The sequence below is a fragment of the Caulobacter sp. 05L422 genome (assembly GCF_056397765.1).
Window position 1 is genome coordinate 1 of the sequence record NZ_JBFTOB010000007.1, and the last position, 16,973, is coordinate 16,973.

General features: G+C 69.5%; 15 protein-coding genes. 11 read left to right on the plus strand and 4 right to left on the minus strand.

What is annotated here, in order from left to right:
* Positions 1–771: 771 nt before the first annotated feature.
* Positions 772–1,374 carry a hypothetical protein gene (locus AC1DMQ_RS08315; RefSeq protein WP_477033084.1) on the minus strand — a complete coding sequence of 201 codons (603 nt, stop codon included), beginning with the start codon at positions 1,372–1,374 and terminating at the stop codon, positions 772–774.
* A gap of 237 nt (positions 1,375–1,611) precedes the next feature.
* Between AC1DMQ_RS08315 and AC1DMQ_RS08320 the strand changes: the two genes are divergently transcribed.
* The 5 genes from AC1DMQ_RS08320 to AC1DMQ_RS08340 all read left to right on the plus strand — a co-directional run bounded on the left by AC1DMQ_RS08320 (position 1,612) and on the right by AC1DMQ_RS08340 (position 5,801).
* A complete protein-coding gene (locus AC1DMQ_RS08320) occupies positions 1,612–2,124 on the plus strand; it encodes a bactofilin family protein (protein ID WP_477033085.1) in 513 nt (170 codons plus the stop codon).
* Between the two features lie 77 nt (positions 2,125–2,201).
* Positions 2,202–2,774: a DUF3617 family protein gene (locus AC1DMQ_RS08325; protein WP_477033086.1), complete on the plus strand. Its 573-nt coding sequence runs from the start codon at positions 2,202–2,204 to the stop codon at positions 2,772–2,774.
* A gap of 185 nt (positions 2,775–2,959) precedes the next feature.
* A complete protein-coding gene (locus AC1DMQ_RS08330) occupies positions 2,960–3,271 on the plus strand; it encodes a hypothetical protein (protein WP_477033087.1) in 312 nt (103 codons plus the stop codon).
* Between the two features lie 80 nt (positions 3,272–3,351).
* A complete protein-coding gene (locus tag AC1DMQ_RS08335) occupies positions 3,352–4,434 on the plus strand; it encodes a glycerophosphodiester phosphodiesterase (protein ID WP_477033088.1) in 1,083 nt (360 codons plus the stop codon).
* A 74-nt stretch (positions 4,435–4,508) separates the two neighbouring features.
* Positions 4,509–5,801: a hypothetical protein gene (locus tag AC1DMQ_RS08340; protein ID WP_477033089.1), complete on the plus strand. Its 1,293-nt coding sequence runs from the start codon at positions 4,509–4,511 to the stop codon at positions 5,799–5,801.
* A gap of 2 nt (positions 5,802–5,803) precedes the next feature.
* Here AC1DMQ_RS08340 and AC1DMQ_RS08345 read toward each other — a convergent pair whose 3' ends face one another.
* Entirely contained in the window at positions 5,804–6,868 is a 1,065-nt protein-coding gene (locus tag AC1DMQ_RS08345; RefSeq protein WP_477033090.1) for a DUF2855 family protein, read from the minus strand.
* Between the two features lie 145 nt (positions 6,869–7,013).
* On the opposite strand from AC1DMQ_RS08345, the gene AC1DMQ_RS08350 reads away from it, so the two are divergent.
* From AC1DMQ_RS08350 to AC1DMQ_RS08370, 5 genes are all read left to right on the plus strand, one after another.
* Positions 7,014–7,862 carry a hypothetical protein gene (locus AC1DMQ_RS08350; protein WP_477033091.1) on the plus strand — a complete coding sequence of 283 codons (849 nt, stop codon included), beginning with the start codon at positions 7,014–7,016 and terminating at the stop codon, positions 7,860–7,862.
* A gap of 63 nt (positions 7,863–7,925) precedes the next feature.
* Positions 7,926–8,813 (plus strand): EamA family transporter, encoded by an 888-nt coding sequence (locus AC1DMQ_RS08355; protein WP_477033092.1) that lies wholly within the window; start codon positions 7,926–7,928, stop codon positions 8,811–8,813.
* 261 nt (positions 8,814–9,074) lie between these two features.
* A complete protein-coding gene (gene dnaG / locus AC1DMQ_RS08360) occupies positions 9,075–10,988 on the plus strand; it encodes a DNA primase (protein ID WP_477033093.1) in 1,914 nt (637 codons plus the stop codon).
* A 441-nt stretch (positions 10,989–11,429) separates the two neighbouring features.
* Positions 11,430–13,382 (plus strand): RNA polymerase sigma factor RpoD, encoded by a 1,953-nt coding sequence (gene rpoD, locus AC1DMQ_RS08365; protein ID WP_477033094.1) that lies wholly within the window; start codon positions 11,430–11,432, stop codon positions 13,380–13,382.
* 158 nt (positions 13,383–13,540) lie between these two features.
* Positions 13,541–14,314: an anti-sigma factor family protein gene (locus tag AC1DMQ_RS08370; RefSeq protein ID WP_477033095.1), complete on the plus strand. Its 774-nt coding sequence runs from the start codon at positions 13,541–13,543 to the stop codon at positions 14,312–14,314.
* Positions 14,315–14,443: 129 nt separating this feature from the next.
* Here the strand turns inward: AC1DMQ_RS08370 and AC1DMQ_RS08375 are convergent, their stop codons facing one another.
* The gene (locus AC1DMQ_RS08375) at positions 14,444–14,683 is read right to left on the minus strand and encodes a flagellar basal body rod C-terminal domain-containing protein (protein WP_477033096.1); all 240 of its coding nucleotides are present in this window, start codon (positions 14,681–14,683) and stop codon (positions 14,444–14,446) included.
* Positions 14,684–14,811: 128 nt separating this feature from the next.
* Positions 14,812–15,015, minus strand: coding sequence for a hypothetical protein (locus tag AC1DMQ_RS08380; RefSeq protein WP_477033097.1), 204 nt, complete (start codon positions 15,013–15,015; stop codon positions 14,812–14,814).
* 221 nt (positions 15,016–15,236) lie between these two features.
* Between AC1DMQ_RS08380 and AC1DMQ_RS08385 the strand changes: the two genes are divergently transcribed.
* Positions 15,237–16,913, plus strand: a complete 1,677-nt coding sequence (locus AC1DMQ_RS08385) for a M20/M25/M40 family metallo-hydrolase (RefSeq protein WP_477033098.1) — start codon at positions 15,237–15,239, stop codon at positions 16,911–16,913.
* The last annotated feature ends 60 nt before the right edge of the window (positions 16,914–16,973 follow it).

Sequence of the window (16,973 nt, forward strand, 5' to 3'; positions counted from 1 at the left end):
GGCGGGGGGCGATCGAGCGGGGACAGGCGCGAGGGGGTTACTCGCGCGGTCCGGGGACTTCCATCGTTGGGGAGCCCGCCCGCCGTCGGCGTCGAACGGGGACAAAGCGCGTGTATTGCCCATTGGCCCGCGCCCTCGGCGGCTGGGACCGGCTCGAAAGGGTCGGTTCCGGGTCCGGCTAAGCCTCAACAGGGCTGCCCACCGGATGCTGGCGGATAACGAGCGCGCGGAGCGATCGGCTTCGTCGAAACGGTACAAACACAAAGAACTCCGGACGTTGTCCGGCGCTCCGCGTCCCTTTCCATCCGCTCACAGCCGAAGGCGTGAGCTTGAGAAGCCGTGCCCGCTAATACTTGCCCCCACCTGGCGGCTTCGCCGCCTGTCCGCCCCCATAGGGGGCGGAGGACGCCGCGCTCACGCCCTCTTCCCCCTGGTGGGGGAAGACGACCGCGAAGCGGTCCGTAGGGGGCAAGTGTTCGCCGCACCGAAAGGAGACGCCCATGGTCCAGCCCCGCGCCAAACGCATCCGCCCGACCCGGCTCAAGCGCGCGATGCGCAACTACATCCGCGCGCGGTTCAAGGTCGGCTTCATCCGGGGAGCGATCGCCAAGGTCGCCGAGCTCCGCCGCGACCGCCCCGACCTGGACGACCGCGTGGCGGACTGGCTGCCCCGCTGGGTGCGCCAGGCGGTGCTGGACGGGGTCGAACCGCCCGAGCCGGACATGTGGTCCTTCTACTGGCGCGGCAAAGGCCAGAAGAACCAGGGCCCGCCTACTCCCCCCGCCGCAGCCGCTCCCGATAAGCCCCCGAGCTCGCCACATAGCCCTCGGCGTCGCCATAGGCCTGGAAGTCGCGATAGCGGTCGTGGCTGCCCTTGACCTTCAGAGCGTGCTTGATCGGGCACCAGTACTGCTCGGTGCGGGCGGTGATCTCGCGGGCGTAGGCGATGACGCCGTTGCCGTAGCCGCAGAACACGCAGTTGAGCTTCTGCACCAGGTTCAGATAGCCCAGCCGGTGGCGGTCGATGACGACATAGTCCGAGCGCTTCACCCGGACCACGCCCCAGGCGGTGAAGCAGCCCAGTTGGTAGAGGCTGACGCTGAGGTCGAGGATCATCAGCGGCAGGGCCATGCCGTAGATCAGCGGCATGGTCAGCAGGGTGGGCCACGGGGTGCGGATCGCGCCCAGGCCGGCGGGCTTGCGGTGGGCGCGCTGGCGACGGAGGGCGTCGGCCTTGAAGCACGGCTTGCCGGCCTCGATCACCAGGCCGGCGGCGGCGGCGCGCTCGGCGTCCCGCGCGGCGAACGCGGCCTCGACCTCGGCCTCCACGGCGCGCAGGCGGTCGATGAGGTGTTCGAGGGTTTCGTTGGGCATGGGGGGCTCCGCTTGCGGGAGACCATGGGGCGAGTCGCGACTTGCCCCCACCTGGCGGCTTCGCCGCCTGTCCGCCCCCACAGGGGCGGAGGACGCGCGCCACGCCGGCGGCGGCTCCTCTTCCCCCTCTGGGGGAAGACGGCCGAAGGCCCGTAGGGGGCAAGTGGTCGCCCCGCTACGGCGCCGCTTTTGCTCAGCTTCACCAACAACGCATCATTTCGAGACAAGGCCGTCGCCATGTTCGCCAAGAAGAAAGACACCGCTCCCGCCCCGGCCTTCACGCCGCTGGCCCAGAGCGAGCCCGTTCAAATCGCCCCGCCGCCGGCCCAGCCGGCCCCGCCGCCGCGTCCCAGGCCCGCCTCGATGGTCGCCCAGGGCGTGGCCATCAAGGGCGAGGTGATGGGCGACGGCGAGGTGCACCTGGACTGCGTGGTCCAGGGCGACGTCCGCGTCGGCAAGCTGGTCCTGGGCCCCAACGCCCGGATCGAGGGCTCGCTGCACGCCCAGGTCATCGAGATCCACGGCAAGGTCACCGGCTCGGTCTGCGCCAAGCAGGTGCGTCTTTATGGGACGGCCGTGGTCGACGGCGACATCACCCACGAGCAGCTGGCCATGGAGAGCGGCGCCCAGTTCCAGGGCCGCAGCCTGAAGTTCCAGCGCCAGGCCCCGGCGTCCCCGGCGCCCGTCGCGAGCCACGCGCCGGCCCCCACCGGCGGGCATGCGCCGGCCATGGCCGTCTATCCGGGCTGATCGCGCGTTCTGGTGTTGAGCGGCGCGGAAAGGCATGGGGTCTTTTCCGCCGGCCGCCGACCGCGCTAGGATTTGGCATGCGTTCCCTGATCTCGAGTTCACGCGTTCTGATCCCGGCTCTTCTGCTCGGCCTGGGCCCCGTCGCCTTGGGATTGGCCGCCTGCTCGCGGAGCGACGACCGGGCCAGCGATCCGGCGGCGGGCGCGGGCCCTGTCCAGTCGGCCGCCCAGGACGCCGCCCCGGCGGCGGGCGGCCCCAGGACCCTCAAGCCGGGTCTGTGGCGGACCGTGACCCAGAGCCCGACCGGTCCGCAGGACTCGGTCCAGTGCGTGGGCGAGGGCTACGACCCCGGCGCCGAGGCGGCCCGCAAGGTCTCGCCCTGCGGCAGTCCCAACGTGACCCGCACCGCCGACGGCTTCCAGCTGGACCTGTCCTGCGAGAAGGACCACATCAACTACAGCCTGATCGGCCAGGTGCGGGGCGACTTCGTCACCACCGCCGACACCGACCTGGAACTGGAGGTCTCGGCCTTTGGACGCCGCCAGACCCTGCGCATGAAGGCCGTCAGCACCTATCAGGGGCCTTGCGAGCCAGGACAGAAGTCTGGTCAGGACGCGGATCAAAATATGGGCAAGACGACCGGTCGATAGGCCCGAAAAAGGGCGCCGGAATCCCCGCCTCCTACAAGCCATGGGCGAAGCTGTGGCATGCAGGACACTTAACCCAGCCGATCGCACGAACCGGCGCAAACCGGGGGAACGGCAGGGCTTGGACCCGCCTTGTATCTTCGAGGGCCGGCGCCGCGTTCGGACGCCGCCCGAGGAGTGAAGACGCCATGAATGGTCCGCTCTTGACCGTTGTTCCCGACCACGCCGAGCCGGTCGAGGTCTACAATCTCAGCCGGGGCCCGGAGACCACCACCCAGCGCGTGCAGCGCCTGCAGCGCGAGGCGCGCCTGCTGGCCCGCGAGCAGATCGAGGCTATGGGCCGCGACCTGGAAGACCTGGCCCGCCGGGCGCAGGAGATCGCCGAGGGCGGCGACGCCTATGCGGTCGGCGTGCGGGAAATGTGCTCGCGCCTGGCCTCCGACCTGCCCCAGAAGTCGCAGGGCCTGCTCGCCATCCTGAACCGTTCGGGCAAGGACTAAGCGGCGCTGAACGATCGGTGACGAGAGGTCGCCAAGGGAAGAGGGTGCGGGCTGGTCAAACCGTCACATCGGCGCGCTAGATGGCCGCCATGACCTTGCTGACCCGACGCGCCCTCACCACCGCCGCCCTGGCGGGAACCCTGCTGTCCGGCACGAGCTTCGCCGCCGCGCGGAAGAAGCCGATCGTCATCGCCCACCGGGGCGCCTCGGGCCTGCGTCCGGAGCACACCGAACTCTCGTACAACCTGGCCATCGACCAGGGCTGCGACTTCATCGAGCCCGACCTGGTGCCGACCAAGGACGGCCACCTGATCGCCCGCCACGAAAACGAGATCGGCGGCACCACCGACGTCGGCTCGCGTCCGGAATTCGCCGACCGCAAGGCCACCAAGACCATCGACGGCCAACAGGTCACCGGCTGGTTCACCGAGGACTTCACCCTGGCCGAGATCAAGACCCTGCGGGCCCGCGAGCGGCTGCCGCAGCTGCGTCCGGCCAATACGAAGTACGACGGCCAGGCCTCGCTGCTGACTTTCGACGAGGTCTGGGCCATCGCCAAGGCCGGCAGCCAGCGCACGGGCCGGACGATCGGCGTCTATCCCGAGATGAAACACCCCGGCTACTTCGCCAAGATCGGCCTGCCGGTCGAGGATCGGCTGGTCGCCTTGCTCAAGAAGAACGACCTGGACTCGGCCACCGCCCCGGTCTTCGTCCAGTGCTTCGAGGTCACGCCGCTGAAGACCATCCGCGCCAAGACCAAGGCCCGGCTGGTGCTGCTGACCGCCGGCGAGGGCGGCCCGCCCGACCTGCCGAACGTGACCTATTCCCAGCTGGTCAGCGCCTCGGGCCTGAAGGACGTGGCGCTCTACGCCGACGGCCTGGGCCCGGAGAAGACCCAGATCGTGCCGCAGGACGCGACCAACCTGCTGCCGGCCACCTCGCTGGTGAACGACGCCCACGCCGCCGGCCTGGCCGTCCACCCCTGGACCGTGCGGGCCGAGAACTATTTCCTGCCCTCGTCCCTGCGCCGCGGCGACGCGGCCGCCGCCGACTACCTGGCCCAGCCGGGCGAGGTCTCGGCGGTCTTCAAGGCCCTGTACGCCGCCGGCGTCGACGGCGTCTTCAGCGACTTCCCGGGCCTGGCGGTGGCGGCGCGGGGCTGATCCCCGCGGCGCCTCTTGCCGAGGCGCGAGGTCCGATGCAGCTTGCGCGCCTTCCTCGCCTAGAGACGCGCTCCATGATCCTCCGCCTCGCCGCCGCGACCGCCGCCTTCGCCCTGTTCGCCGCGCCCGCCCTGGCCGCCCCCGAGGGCGCCAAGCTGGACGTCATCGCCAAGGACTTCGTGCGCCTGACGCTGGAGGCCGGCGAGCGCGAGCCCGGCTATGTCGACGCCTATTACGGTCCCGCCGAATGGGCCACCGCCGCCAAGGCCAAGCCGCGCGAAGTGCCCGCCCTGCGCGCCGAAGCCGACCGGCTGGCCGCCGCCCTGAAGGCCGTGGACGGCGCGGGCCTCAGCCCGGACGAAGTCCGCCGCAAGGCCTTCCTGGCCGGCCAGGTCAAGGCCGCCCAGACCCGCCTGGCCATGCTGGCCGGCGTCAAGTTCAGCTTCCAGGATGAGGCCGAGGGCCTGTTCGGCGTGCGCCCGCCGTTAAAGCCGCTGACCTCCTACGACCCTATCCTGGCCAGGATCGACAAGCTGGTCCCCGGCGAGGGCGACCTGGCCAGCCGCGTCACCGCCTTCCAGGCCCGCTACACGATCCCGACCGACCGGCTGGAGCCGGTGATGAAGGCGGCGATCGCCGAGTGCAAGGCGCGCACGGAAGCCCACATCGCCCTGCCCAAGAACGAGCGCTTCGACCTGGCCTTCGTCACCAAGAAGCCCTGGAGCGGCTACAACTGGTACAAGGGCGGCGCCCACAGCCTGATCGAGGTCAACACCGACCTGCCCACCCCGATCAGCCGCGCCGTCGACCTGGGCTGCCACGAGGGCTATCCCGGCCACCACGTGCTGAACGCCCTGCTGGAGGAGAAGCTGACCAAGGCCAGGGGCTGGGTCGAGTTCAGCGTCTATCCGCTCTATTCGCCGCAATCGCTGATCGCCGAGGGCTCGGCCAATTACGGGATCAGGCTGGCCTTCCCGGGCGACGAGAAACTGGCCTTCGAGCGCAAGACGCTCTACCCGCTGGCCGGGCTGGATCCGGCCACGGCCGCCACCTACGACGCCCTGACCAGCGCCACGGCCGACCTGGCCAGCGTCCAGAACACCATCGCCGACCTCTACCTGTCGGGAAAGCTGGACAAGGAGGCCGCCGTCGCCGCCCTGGCCAAGTACGCCCTGAGCAGCCGCGCCAAGGCCGAGAAATCGCTGAGCTTCATCGAGGGCTATCGCAGCTACGTGATCAACTACAATCTCGGCCAGGACATGGTCCGCGCCCATGTCGAGCGGGCCGGCCCGTCGCAGGACGCCCGCTGGACCCGGATGGAGGCGGTGATCTCGCAGCCGACCACCCCAGCGGATTTGGCGAAGTAGGCTTAAGGCAGAGGGGCCAGGATGCGCCCCTCTTCGGCGTCGGCCTGGCCACTCACCACCGCCGCATAGGCCTGCGCCACCGCCTCGGCGCCCACGCCCTCGATCACCCGCAGCCAGCGCGGCGCATCAGCGGCGAACGGGGCCCAGGCGGCGTCGTGGCGCTGGTCCAGCCCGCCCGGCCCCCAGTCGGTCGCGCGCTTGCGGATGCGGTCGGGGGCGAAGAAGAACACCGGCTTGGGGCCCGGCAGGACTCCAGCCCCCCGCTCGGCCTCCCAATGCGTGCCGCCGACCAGGCAGGAATAGGCCAAGGCGTCGCCGAACCGCTCGTGGACGACCTTCAGCAGCGGCGCGTCGCCGGCGAAGTCGACCAGCACCACCGGCGCCTCGATCGGCGCGGACACGACCTCGTCATAGGTCACGACCTGATCGTAATAGCCCAGGCCCTCGACGAAGGCCTTGTTGCGGGCCGAGGTCAGGCCGACCACGCGCGCCTTGCCCCGTTGCTTGAGCTGGAAGGCCAGGCTGATCGCCGTCTTGCTGGAGGCGCTGGTCAGCACCACCGACCGCGCCCCGAACAGGTCGTTCTCATCGAGAAAGTCCTCGATCAGGAAGCCGGTGATGAACAGCGGTCGCAGCAGGGCCTGATAGTCCTCGGCCGGCTCGGCCGCGCCCACCGCCTGATACTGGTTGTAGACCAGCGGCAGGCCCTGCCGGTGCGGAGCGACGTCGGCGAAGCCGGTCCGGGTCTTGCGCGGCGTCACCGTCAGGTGGGTCGACATCGGATAGTAGCCGTAGAACCGCTGGCCGATGGCCAGGTCCGGGTGGTTGGAGGCCTCGACCCGCGCATGGCCCCAGACCGGGATCCGCCCCCAGCCCTCCGGCCCGGGGAAGAACTCCCAGTAGCGCATCGCCTCGCCGAACACCGCGTAGGTGACGTTGTTGGAGGTCAGGGCGAAGCGCTCGATCGCCAACCGCGCCTCGCCGTCGGCCAGTGCCGGCGGATCGCTGGGCGCGATCCTGGCCTGTCGGAAGTCGGCCTTGCCGACCAGGAAATCCCAGGTGGACATCGTCATGGCTCCCTTGCTCGACGCCAAGCTAAACGCCTTCCATGACAGAACGTCAAACAGATGTTTGAATTTCAAGGACCGAGCTTCGCCGCTTGACGGCCACATTGGCGGGATCACTCTAGGGACGGCCTTTGGAGGACTGGCTATGGCAAGGCGAGGATCGTCGGGTCCCATCGCGCTCGCGGCGCTGTTGGCGCTGGCGACGCCCGCCGTGGCGGCGGCGCAGAGCGACACGCTGAGCAAGACCCAGGCGCGCGCCCTGCCGCCCGCTGAACTGACCCACAGGGTGATGGACCTGGTCGCCGACCTGCTGACCCCGTCCGATCCCCGCCCCTCGCCCGGCCGCACGCCGACCAAGCCGTTGCGCGACCTGGCCTTCCAGGCGACCCCGCGCGCCACCTGGGCCCCGGGGGTTTGCGCCCGCGACGGCGTGGTCGTGACCTTCGAGCCGGCCCAGAAAAGCGAGGGGGAAGCCGAGCGCGGCGCCGACACCCCCATGCGCGCGGCCAGCCTCAAGGCCAGCACCCGTTATCACCTGGTGGCCCCACCGGCCCGCGAGGACGACTATTACGACGGCCCGCCGCCGCCCGAGGCCCAGGCGGCCTGCGCCAGGCTGGCCACCCAGGAGGAGGTGAGCTTCTTCTCCGCCCCGACCGCCGAGGCGGCGCTGAGCGGCGCCTGGTGGCTGACCCGCGCGGCCGAGGGCGCGAGCGGCGCCGACCCGGCCTTCGAGATCGACTGCCGGGTGGCGACCGCGACGCCGGAATCCTGTCCCGCGATCCTTCGTCGCCTGACCGTGGCCGACATCCGCTCGGTCTGGCCCTGTCCCGACGAGCGTCGCCCGACCGAGACCCTGCGCTGTTGGACGATGAAGGTCTGGCCGGACGACAAGACCTACGAGCTGCGGGTGTTCGCCTCGAAGGGCCCCGGCGCCGCGATCGCGCGCATCGAGGTCGATGAACAGGTCCTGACGGGCGAAAGCCTGATGGAATAGCCGAACCGGCATGGCGTCGCTTGGGCCGAGCGCCTAGATACGGCGGATCCCCGGAGCCCGCCGATGTCCCTGCCGCTGCGCCACTTCCTGCTCGCCCTGGCCGTGGTGGCGGTGTGGGGCACCAATTTCGTGGTCATCCGCGTGGCGCTGGACCACCTGCCGCCGCTGCTGTTCGCCACCCTGCGCTTCACCCTGGTGCTGTTGCCGGTGGTGTTCTTCGTCAAGCGGCCGCAGGTGCCTTGGACCAATCTGGCGGCCTATGGCGTGCTGATCGGGGCGGGGCAGTTCGGCTTGCTGTTCGTGGCCATGAAGGGCCACATCTCGCCGGGCCTGGCCTCGCTGGTGGTGCAGACCCAGGTGTTCTTCACCATCGGCATGGCCATGAAGATCAGCGGCGAGAAGGTGCAGCCGTTCCAGATCGTCGCCCTGCTGCTGGCCGCCTCGGGCATCGTGCTGATCGCCGCGCACGGCGGCGGGGCGGCCACGCCCCTGGGCGTGCTGCTGATCCTGCTGGCCGCCGCCAGCTGGGCCGGCGGCAACATCGTCGCCCGCCAGGCCGGCACGGTGAACATGTTGGCCTATGTGGTCTGGGCCAGCCTGTTCTCGATCCCGCCGCTGTTCCTGATGTCGCTGTGGCTGGAAGGCTGGCCGGCCATGGTCGCCGGCGTCAGAAACGCCGACGCCCTGACCTGGGGCGCGGTGGCCTGGCAGGCGGTGGGCAACACCATGTTCGGCTACGCGGCCTGGGGCTGGCTGCTGGCCCGCCACCCGGCCGCCACCGTCACGCCGATGGCCCTGCTGGTGCCGGTGTTCGGCATGGGCGCCTCGGCGATCCTGCTGCACGAGAGCCTGCCGCTCTGGAAGCTGGCGGCCGCGGCCCTGGTGCTGACGGGGTTGGCGGTGAACATGCTGTGGCCGAAGGTCCGGACGCGGTGGGTGGCTTCGGCTTGAGGCCGGGGACATGCCCTTGGGCGTGTCCCCATCAGAGGGAGCAGGCTTGGGGACACGCACAAGTGCATGTCCCCGGCCATGTCTGAACCTTCCACCCCAAAACCCTGGAATCGTCGGATGATCGTTGCGGAGGCGGACCCCTCGCCCCACCTCCGCAGCTGTGGACAAAGTCGGAAACCCGTTAACGCCTCCGCCCGGGGGTCTGGGCTCGAACCCGACCTGTCTCCATGGTGCCGCCAGTAGAGCCCTAGCCGCCAGCCAATGCGTTTCGACGACCACTTCCTTGACGAACTGAAGACCCGTCTTCGCCCTTCCGACGTGATCGGAAAGTCGGTGAAGCTGCGGCGGCAGGGGCGCGAATATGCGGGGCTGTCGCCGTTCACCAAGGAGAAGAGCCCGTCGTTCTTCGTCAACGACGACAAGGGCTTCTACCACTGCTTCTCCAGCGGCAAGCACGGCGACATCATCTCCTACCTGCAGGAGACCGAGCGGCTGACCTTCACCGAGGCGGTGGAGCGGCTGGCGGCCGAGGCGGGCATGGCCCTGCCCGAGCCCGACGCCCGCGCCGCCCAGGAAGACAAGAAGCGCGCCGGTCTGGGCGACTGGATGGAGCTGGCCTCGGCCTGGTTCGAAAGCGAGCTGCGCCGCCCCGTCGGCCAGGCCGCCCGCGACTACCTGGCCCGCCGCGCCCTGCCCGAGGATCAATGGAGCCGCTTTCGCATCGGCTTCGCACCCAACAACCGCACGGGGCTGAAGGACTACCTGATCGCCAAGGGCGCAAAGCCGGCCGAGCTGGTCGACGCCGGCGTGCTGATCGCGCCCGAGGACGGCGGCGCGCCCTATGACCGCTTCCGCGACCGGATCATCTTCCCGATCACCGACACCCGGGGCCGGGTCGTGTCGTTCGGCGGCCGGGCCATGGATCCCGCCGCCCGCGCCAAGTACCTGAACGGGCCGGAGACCACGCTCTTCCACAAGGGCCGGCTGCTGTACGGCCTGTACGAGGCCCGCAAGCTGCTGCACGCCGCCCAGGCCGCCGCGCCCACCGAACAGACCCCGATGCTGGTGGTCGAGGGCTATATGGACGTCGTGGCCTGCCAGCGGGCGGGCCTGCCGGCCGTGGCGCCGATGGGCACGGCCATGACCGAGGAGCAGATGGAGGTGCTGTGGCGCCTGCATCCCGAGCCCACCCTCAGCTTCGACGGCGACAAGGCCGGCCAGCGCGCCGCCGCCCGGGCCATCGACCGCGCCCTGCCGCTGCTGAAACCGGGCCGCTCGTTCAAGTTCTCGATCGTGGTCGGCGGCAAGGACCCCGACGACGTGCTGCGCGAGCAGGGCGCGGCGGCGCTGAAGAGCCAGCTGACCCAGACCACGCCGTTCGTCGAGGCGCTGTTCAATCGCGAGCGCGACCTGGAGCCGCTCGATACGCCCGAGCGCAAGGCCGGCCTCAAGCAGCGCCTGCGCGCCGCCGCCGGGACCATCGCCGACAAGGACCTGGCGGCCGCCTATCGCGACGACCTCTACGCCAAGCTCGACGCCTTGTTTCCCAAGCCGACTTTCGGCGGAGGCGGGTTCGGCGACGGCGGCGGCCGTCCCTTCGTGCCGCGCGGCCAGTGGAAGGGCGGACGCGATCGCGGACCGCCCGATCCCGGCATCCGGGGCGTGGCCCGGGCCGAGATCACCACGCGGCTCAACCCCTTCCACGCCGCCGTGGCCGTGGCCGCCTTGCGCCATCCGGCCTGGGCCCGGCCTTATGACGAGGCGATCGAGCGCATCGGCTTCGGCGATCCGCGCCTGGCCCCGCTGGCGGTCGAGCTGTTCGAGGCCCTGGCCGACGAGATCAGCGACGACGTGCCGTTCCGCGACATCCTGACGCGCAAGGGCCTGGGCCCGCAGCTGGCCGAGGCCGAGCGCGTGGCCTCGGGCATCGGCGCGCCGTTCCTCGACGAGAAGACGGACGCGCACCGCGCCCGCGCCCTGTGGGCCGCCTGCTACGAGGCCTTGGTCGAGATCGCCGACAGCGAGCGCGCCCTGGCGGCCCTGCGCCGCGAGGCCGTCACCGCCGGAACCCTGGCCGCCACGCGGGACCTGCGCACCCGGATCGGCGTGCTGGAACGCCAGATCAGCGGGCTGGAGTTCTGGGAAGCGCCGCCGACCTCGGTGGCGATCACCTAGGGGCGGAAGGGCCGCCGGCGGGCGGCCGAAATAGAACGATACTCAACACTACCCATCTTGACTCACGCGTCATGCAACGCCATCTGGCGACTCAAGGATTTGCCACGCTGCTGATTGACATCGCTCGGGCCGCCATTTTCATGCGCGCGCCCTCCTTGAAACAGGATGTCACCCTCGCCGCCGCCAGGTCCCAGTGGCTGCCGAAACCCCTCAAGGGTCGACGCTGATCGCGCCCGAAGGCAACGCCTCCGCAAAGAGCCCAGCTCGCGGAGCGTTAGGTCATGGCTCTTCGGCGTGTGTCAGGCGTTTATCTTGAGAATTTTTTCAGCGGTTCACTGGACAGCTTGCACGGACGACAGGGCGCGATGCGCAGGCGACCCATCACGTACACATTTCTCGACGCGCGCCGCGTTTCGGCGCCGCGTCGTTTCGGAGACCTGAATGAGCACCAATTCCTCGGCCGAGACGGAAGCGCCTGAAGCCACCGGCGGCGACGGGCCCCTGCTCGACCTGACCGACGCCGGCGTCAAGAAGTTCATCAAGCAGGCCAAGGCCCGCGGCTACGTCACGATGGACGAGCTGAACAAGGTCCTCCCGTCCGAGGAAGTGACCTCCGAGGCCATCGAAGACACCCTCGCCATGCTGAGCGAGATGGGCGTCAACGTGGTCGAGGCCGAAGAAGACGCCGAGACCTCGGAAGGCGGCGAAGTCGTCGCCCGCGAGGACAACCAGCAGGTCATCACCAGCGACAAGCCGGCGGCCTATGACCGCACGGACGACCCGGTGCGCATGTACCTGCGCGAAATGGGCTCGGTCGAGCTGCTGTCGCGCGAAGGCGAAATCGCCATCGCCAAGCGCATCGAGGCCGGCCGCGACACCATGATCCGCGGTCTGTGCGAAAGCGCCCTGACCTTCGAAGCCATCATGGTCTGGCGCGAGGAGCTGGGCACCGGCCGCATCCTGCTGCGCGAAGTGATCGACCTGGAAGGCACCTACGCCGCGATCAACGGCGTGGCCGCCGCGCCCGCCGCCGAGGAAGAGCCGGCCGAGCCGGTCGACGAGGAAGCCGCCGGCGAAGCCAAGCCCGAGGGCGAAGGCGACGACGACGACGATTTCGACGACGGCGCGGGCCCGACGGTCAGCGCCATGGAAGGCGAACTGCGCGAAGGCGTGATGGCCATCCTGGACGCGATCGCCAGCGAGTTCGAGACCTTCCGCAAGCTGCAGGACAAGCTGGTCGGCAGCCGCCTGAAGGGCGCGGACCTGAGCGACGCCGACCGCAAGGCCTATGAAGGCCTGTCGACGACGATCATCCAGCACCTGAAGACGCTGAAGCTGAACAACAACCGGATCGAGGCGCTGGTCGAGCAGCTCTATGCGATCAACAAGCGCCTGATCGGCCTGGAAGGCCGCCTGCTGCGCCTGGCCGACAGCTACGGCATCAGCCGCAGCGAGTTCCTGAAGGCCTATTTCGGTTCGGAACTGAACCCGAACTGGGTCGACCAAGTGAAAGCCATGGGCGTGCGCTGGACCAAGTTCGTCGAGAACGACGTCAACTCGGTCAGCGACATCCGCCAGGAGATCGCGGCGCTGGCCACCGAGACCGGCGTGCCGATCGACGACTATCGCCGCATCGTCCAGACCGTGCAGAAGGGCGAGCGCGAGGCCCGTCAGGCCAAGAAGGAGATGGTGGAAGCCAACCTCCGTCTCGTGATCTCGATCGCCAAGAAGTACACCAACCGCGGCCTGCAGTTCCTGGACCTGATCCAGGAAGGCAACATCGGCCTGATGAAGGCCGTCGATAAGTTCGAATATCGCCGCGGCTACAAGTTCTCGACCTACGCCACCTGGTGGATCCGTCAGGCGATCACCCGCTCGATCGCCGACCAGGCGCGGACCATCCGCATCCCGGTGCACATGATCGAGACGATCAACAAGATCGTCCGCACCAGCCGTCAGATGCTGCACGAGATCGGCCGCGAGCCGACCCCGGAAGAGCTGGCTGAAAAGCTGGCCATGCCGCTGGAGAAGGTGCGCAAGGTCCTGAAGATCGCCAAGGAGCCGATCAGCCTTGAAACCCCGATCGGGGACGAGGAAGACAGCCACCTGGGCGACTTCATCGAGGACAAGAACGCCATCCTGCCGATCGACGCGGCCATCCAGAGCAACCTGCGGGAAACCACCACCCGCGTGCTGGCCTCGCTGACCCCGCGTGAAGAGCGCGTGCTGCGCATGCGCTTCGGCATCGGCATGAACACCGACCACACCCTGGAAGAGGTCGGCCAGCAGTTCTCGGTCACCCGCGAACGGATCCGCCAGATCGAGGCCAAGGCCCTGCGCAAGCTCAAGCACCCCTCGCGGTCGCGCAAGCTGCGGAGCTTCCTGGACTCCTAAGGGTTCCGGACCGCCCAGACGTCAACGCCCGCCTCGGTCAGCCGAGGCGGGCGTTTTCGTTTTTCGACAAGACCAAGAAACATCTGGCTCCGGACCGACGAACTGGCGACCTGCCCGCCTCCCGTCTAGAGTGTGCGGAGCGACCAAGGAGCCCCGCCATGACCGTTCCCGACGAAGAGGTCTTCGCCTTTGTCGACGGCGAGCTGCCGCCCGAGGCCATGGCCCGGATCGAGGCGGCCATGGCGACCGATCCGCAGCTGGCCCTGAGAGTCGAGACCCAGCGTTCCTTGCGCCGTCTGCTGTCGGGCGCCCATGCCGGCGTCGGGCGAGCGCCCGAGGTTCGCGGCGCCACGGCCGCTGCCAAGCCGCCGGCCGCGTCCAAACCGGCCGAGGTGATCGCCTTCCCCGGCGCCCAGGCCAAGAAGGCGAAGGAGAAGGTCAAGCCGCGCGACCCCAAGCTGGCCAAGCCGGCCGGCGCGGCGGGCCAGGGCGCGCCCGCCTGGATCGGCCTGATCGCCTGCCTGGTCGCCGGCCTGGTGATCGGCCGCCTGGCCGCGCCGTCGCCCGTCACCCTGAGCGGGGCGGACGATCCGGCCCCGCTGGCCGCCGGCCCGCTGGCCAAGGCGCTGAACACCCTGGATTCGGGCCAGGCCGCCGGACCGGTGCGCATCGGCCAGTCGTTCAGGACCCCGTCGGGCTTCTATTGCCGGTCGTTCCAGGCCTCGGGCCGCTCGTCCATCGCCGGGGTGGCCTGCCGGGACCCCGACGCCTGGCGCGTGCGGGCCGTCAGCCCCGCCAACGCCAGCCCGAGCGGTCCACAGATCCCGGCGGCCATCGTGGCCGCCGTCGACTCGATGCGCGCCGGCCCGCCGCTGGACCCCGCCGGCGAGGCCAAGGCCAAGGCGGCCGGCTGGAAGCCAGGCGCTCGATAAAAGGCGCTCGATAAAAGGGGGCCGCCCCCCGGCGGAGCCGGAGGGCGGCGGGTCCGAGTCCGCGCAGGGGGGAATGCGGGATGGGCTCGGACCGGCTTGAGCCGGGGCTCTCCGGTGTTACCCGGTAACCTAGACCTTCATGTCCAGGAGGGCGCCCGTCATCTCGTCGGCGGTCTTGATGACCGCGGCGTTGGCTGTGAAATCCGTCTTGGCCGAGACCTGTTCGACGGCCTCGTGCGCCAGGTCGACCTTCTGCTCGGCCTGGCTCTGTTCCAGTCCCCAGGCGGCGGTGCGTTGAGCGCTGGCGCTGAGTCGGTCGGCGGCGGCGAACATGCCCGCGGCGGCGGTGTTGAGGACCTGCACGACCATCTCCCTGGTTGCCGGGCCAATGTCCGATGCATCGGTTAATCGGTGTTCACCAAAAAGGGTGAAGTTACACGGTTAACGTCCAAGGCCGGATTCGGCGACGGTCGCGCCCAGCAATTTCGGGATTGGCGCTAGGCGCTGATGTTGACCAGCGTGCCGGTCAGCTCGCCGGTGGCCTGGCCGAGGGCGGCGCCCGCCGCGGCCGTCATCTTGACGTTGGTCTGGGCCACGGCCAGTTGCGTGAGGTCGGCCGCCGCCGCGCTCTGGGCCTGGGCCGCGTCCGAGGAGGCCGGGCGTTGGACGGGAGCGCTGAAACGGTTGGCGGCGATCTGCACGACGTCTTCCTCTGGAGAGGCCGCCAACCTCGTCCCGAACCCGTTAATCACGGCTGACCAAAGACGGTAAACGCCGCTCACGCCCGGGATAACGCGTTCTTTCGGTGTTGTTTTTCCAGGAAGATTACAAAACGTTCAGGTTCCCAAACCTCGACAATCCGCCCCGCTCTAGCCAAGGTTCGCCCCTTCGCGGGCTCGGCCCGTATTTGGAGCCTGCCTTGATGCCGTTCTCCCGTCGCGCCGCGCTCGCCGGCGTCGCCCTGCTGCTGACCGTCCAGCCCGCCCTCGCCGCACCCGCCGCCCCCATTAAGTCTGCAGGGGCTAAGCCCGCCGCCACCAAGGCCGCCGCCCCCGCCTTCACGCCGTCTGCGGCCGCCATCAAGGCGCATATGGGCTTCCTGGCCAACGACCTGCTGGAAGGTCGCGAGTCCGGCACCCGCGGCTACGACATCGCCGCCAACTACGTGGCCTCGCAATATGCGGTGATGGGCGTCAAGCCGGCCGGCGACAACGGCACCTATCTGCAGCAAGTGCCCCTGACGGCCTACCGTTCGGCCAACGAGGGCGGCGTGTCCTACACCGGCGCCGACGGCAAGTCGGGCGCCCTGGCCTTCGGCGAGGACTACCTGCCCTCGGCCCAGGCCCGCCAGGCCGAGACCTCGGTCACCGCCCCGCTGGTCTTCGTCGGCTATGGCGTCGTCGCCCCCGAACGCGGCCGCGACGACTACGCGGGCCTGGACGTGAAGGGCAAGATCGTCGTCCTGCTGAGCGGCGCCCCCAGCGGCCTGCAGACCGAGATCCGCGCCCACTACAGCAACACCAACGTCAAGCGCGCCGAAGCCGCCAAGCGCGGCGCGGTCGGCGTCCTGACCATGCCGACCACCAGCTCCGAGAAGCGCCGCCCGTTCGCGCGCGGCGTCGGCAACTACCAGGAATGGAAGATGACCTGGAACGACGCCAAGGGCGTCGCCTATGTCCGCGGCGCCGAGGCGCCGTCCCTAGCCGGCCTGAGCCTGAAGGGCGCCGCCAAGCTGTTCTCGGGCGCGCCGACCTCGCTGGACGACGTGCTGGCCGCGGCCGAGACGCCGGACGGCGTGGTCAAGGGCTTCGACCTGCCCACCAACGTCACCGTCCAGCTGAAGACCGAGATCGAGAAGCGCCAGAGCAGCAACGTGGTCGGCCTGATCGAGGGCTCGGACCCGACGCTGAAGGCCCAGACCATCATCCTTTCCGCCCACCTCGACCACCTGGGCATCCACGGCAAGGACGCCGACAAGATCAACAACGGCGCGCTCGACAACGCCTCGGGCATCGCCACGATGCTGGAGGTGGCGCGGGGCTTCAAGGAAGCCAAGACCAAGCCCAAGCGCTCGGTCGTCCTGCTGGCCGTCACGGCCGAGGAGAAGGGCCTGATCGGCTCGGAATACTTCGCCAACAACCCCACCGTGCCGAAGGCCGGCATCGCCGCCGACGTCAACCTGGACATGCCGGTGCTGCTGTACGACTTCCAGGACGTGATCGCCTTCGGCGCCGACCGTTCGACGATCGGTCCGGCCGTGGCCCGCGCCGCCGGCCGCGTCGGCATCACCCTCTCGGCCGACCCGATGCCGGAAGAGGGCCTGTTCACCCGCTCGGACCACTACCGCTTCGTCGAGCAGGGCGTGCCGTCGGTGTTCCTGATGACCGGCTTCAAGAACGGCGGCGAGAAGGGCTTCAAGGACTTCCTGGCCACCCACTACCACAAGCCCAACGACGACCTGAACCAGCCGATCAACTACGAGGCCGGGGCCCGCTTCGCCTTGGTCAACTACCAGATCGCCCGCGAACTGGCCGACGCTCCGGCCCGTCCGGCGTGGAACAAGGGCGACTTCTTCGGAAACCTGTTCGGGAAGAAGTAGGGACCGATCCACGATCGGGGACAGGCGCATGCGCCTGTCCCCATCAGTTGGCTTGACCCC

Bases quoted from the DNA above. Each gene is read 5' to 3' on its own strand.
- AC1DMQ_RS08345 (WP_477033090.1), bottom strand. From the start codon at position 6,868: ATGTCCACCTGGGATTTCCTGGTCGGCAAGGCCGACTTCCGACAGGCC.
- AC1DMQ_RS08370 (WP_477033095.1), top strand. From the start codon at position 13,541: ATGACCGTTCCCGACGAAGAGGTCTTCGCCTTTGTCGACGGCGAGCTG.
- AC1DMQ_RS08375 (WP_477033096.1), bottom strand. From the start codon at position 14,683: ATGGTCGTGCAGGTCCTCAACACCGCCGCCGCGGGCATGTTCGCCGCC.
- dnaG (WP_477033093.1), top strand. From the start codon at position 9,075: ATGCGTTTCGACGACCACTTCCTTGACGAACTGAAGACCCGTCTTCGC.
- AC1DMQ_RS08320 (WP_477033085.1), top strand. From the start codon at position 1,612: ATGTTCGCCAAGAAGAAAGACACCGCTCCCGCCCCGGCCTTCACGCCG.
- AC1DMQ_RS08325 (WP_477033086.1), top strand. From the start codon at position 2,202: ATGCGTTCCCTGATCTCGAGTTCACGCGTTCTGATCCCGGCTCTTCTG.
- AC1DMQ_RS08315 (WP_477033084.1), bottom strand. From the start codon at position 1,374: ATGCCCAACGAAACCCTCGAACACCTCATCGACCGCCTGCGCGCCGTG.
- AC1DMQ_RS08385 (WP_477033098.1), top strand. From the start codon at position 15,237: ATGCCGTTCTCCCGTCGCGCCGCGCTCGCCGGCGTCGCCCTGCTGCTG.
- AC1DMQ_RS08335 (WP_477033088.1), top strand. From the start codon at position 3,352: ATGGCCGCCATGACCTTGCTGACCCGACGCGCCCTCACCACCGCCGCC.
- AC1DMQ_RS08330 (WP_477033087.1), top strand. From the start codon at position 2,960: ATGAATGGTCCGCTCTTGACCGTTGTTCCCGACCACGCCGAGCCGGTC.
- AC1DMQ_RS08350 (WP_477033091.1), top strand. From the start codon at position 7,014: ATGGCAAGGCGAGGATCGTCGGGTCCCATCGCGCTCGCGGCGCTGTTG.
- AC1DMQ_RS08340 (WP_477033089.1), top strand. From the start codon at position 4,509: ATGATCCTCCGCCTCGCCGCCGCGACCGCCGCCTTCGCCCTGTTCGCC.
- AC1DMQ_RS08355 (WP_477033092.1), top strand. From the start codon at position 7,926: ATGTCCCTGCCGCTGCGCCACTTCCTGCTCGCCCTGGCCGTGGTGGCG.
- rpoD (WP_477033094.1), top strand. From the start codon at position 11,430: ATGAGCACCAATTCCTCGGCCGAGACGGAAGCGCCTGAAGCCACCGGC.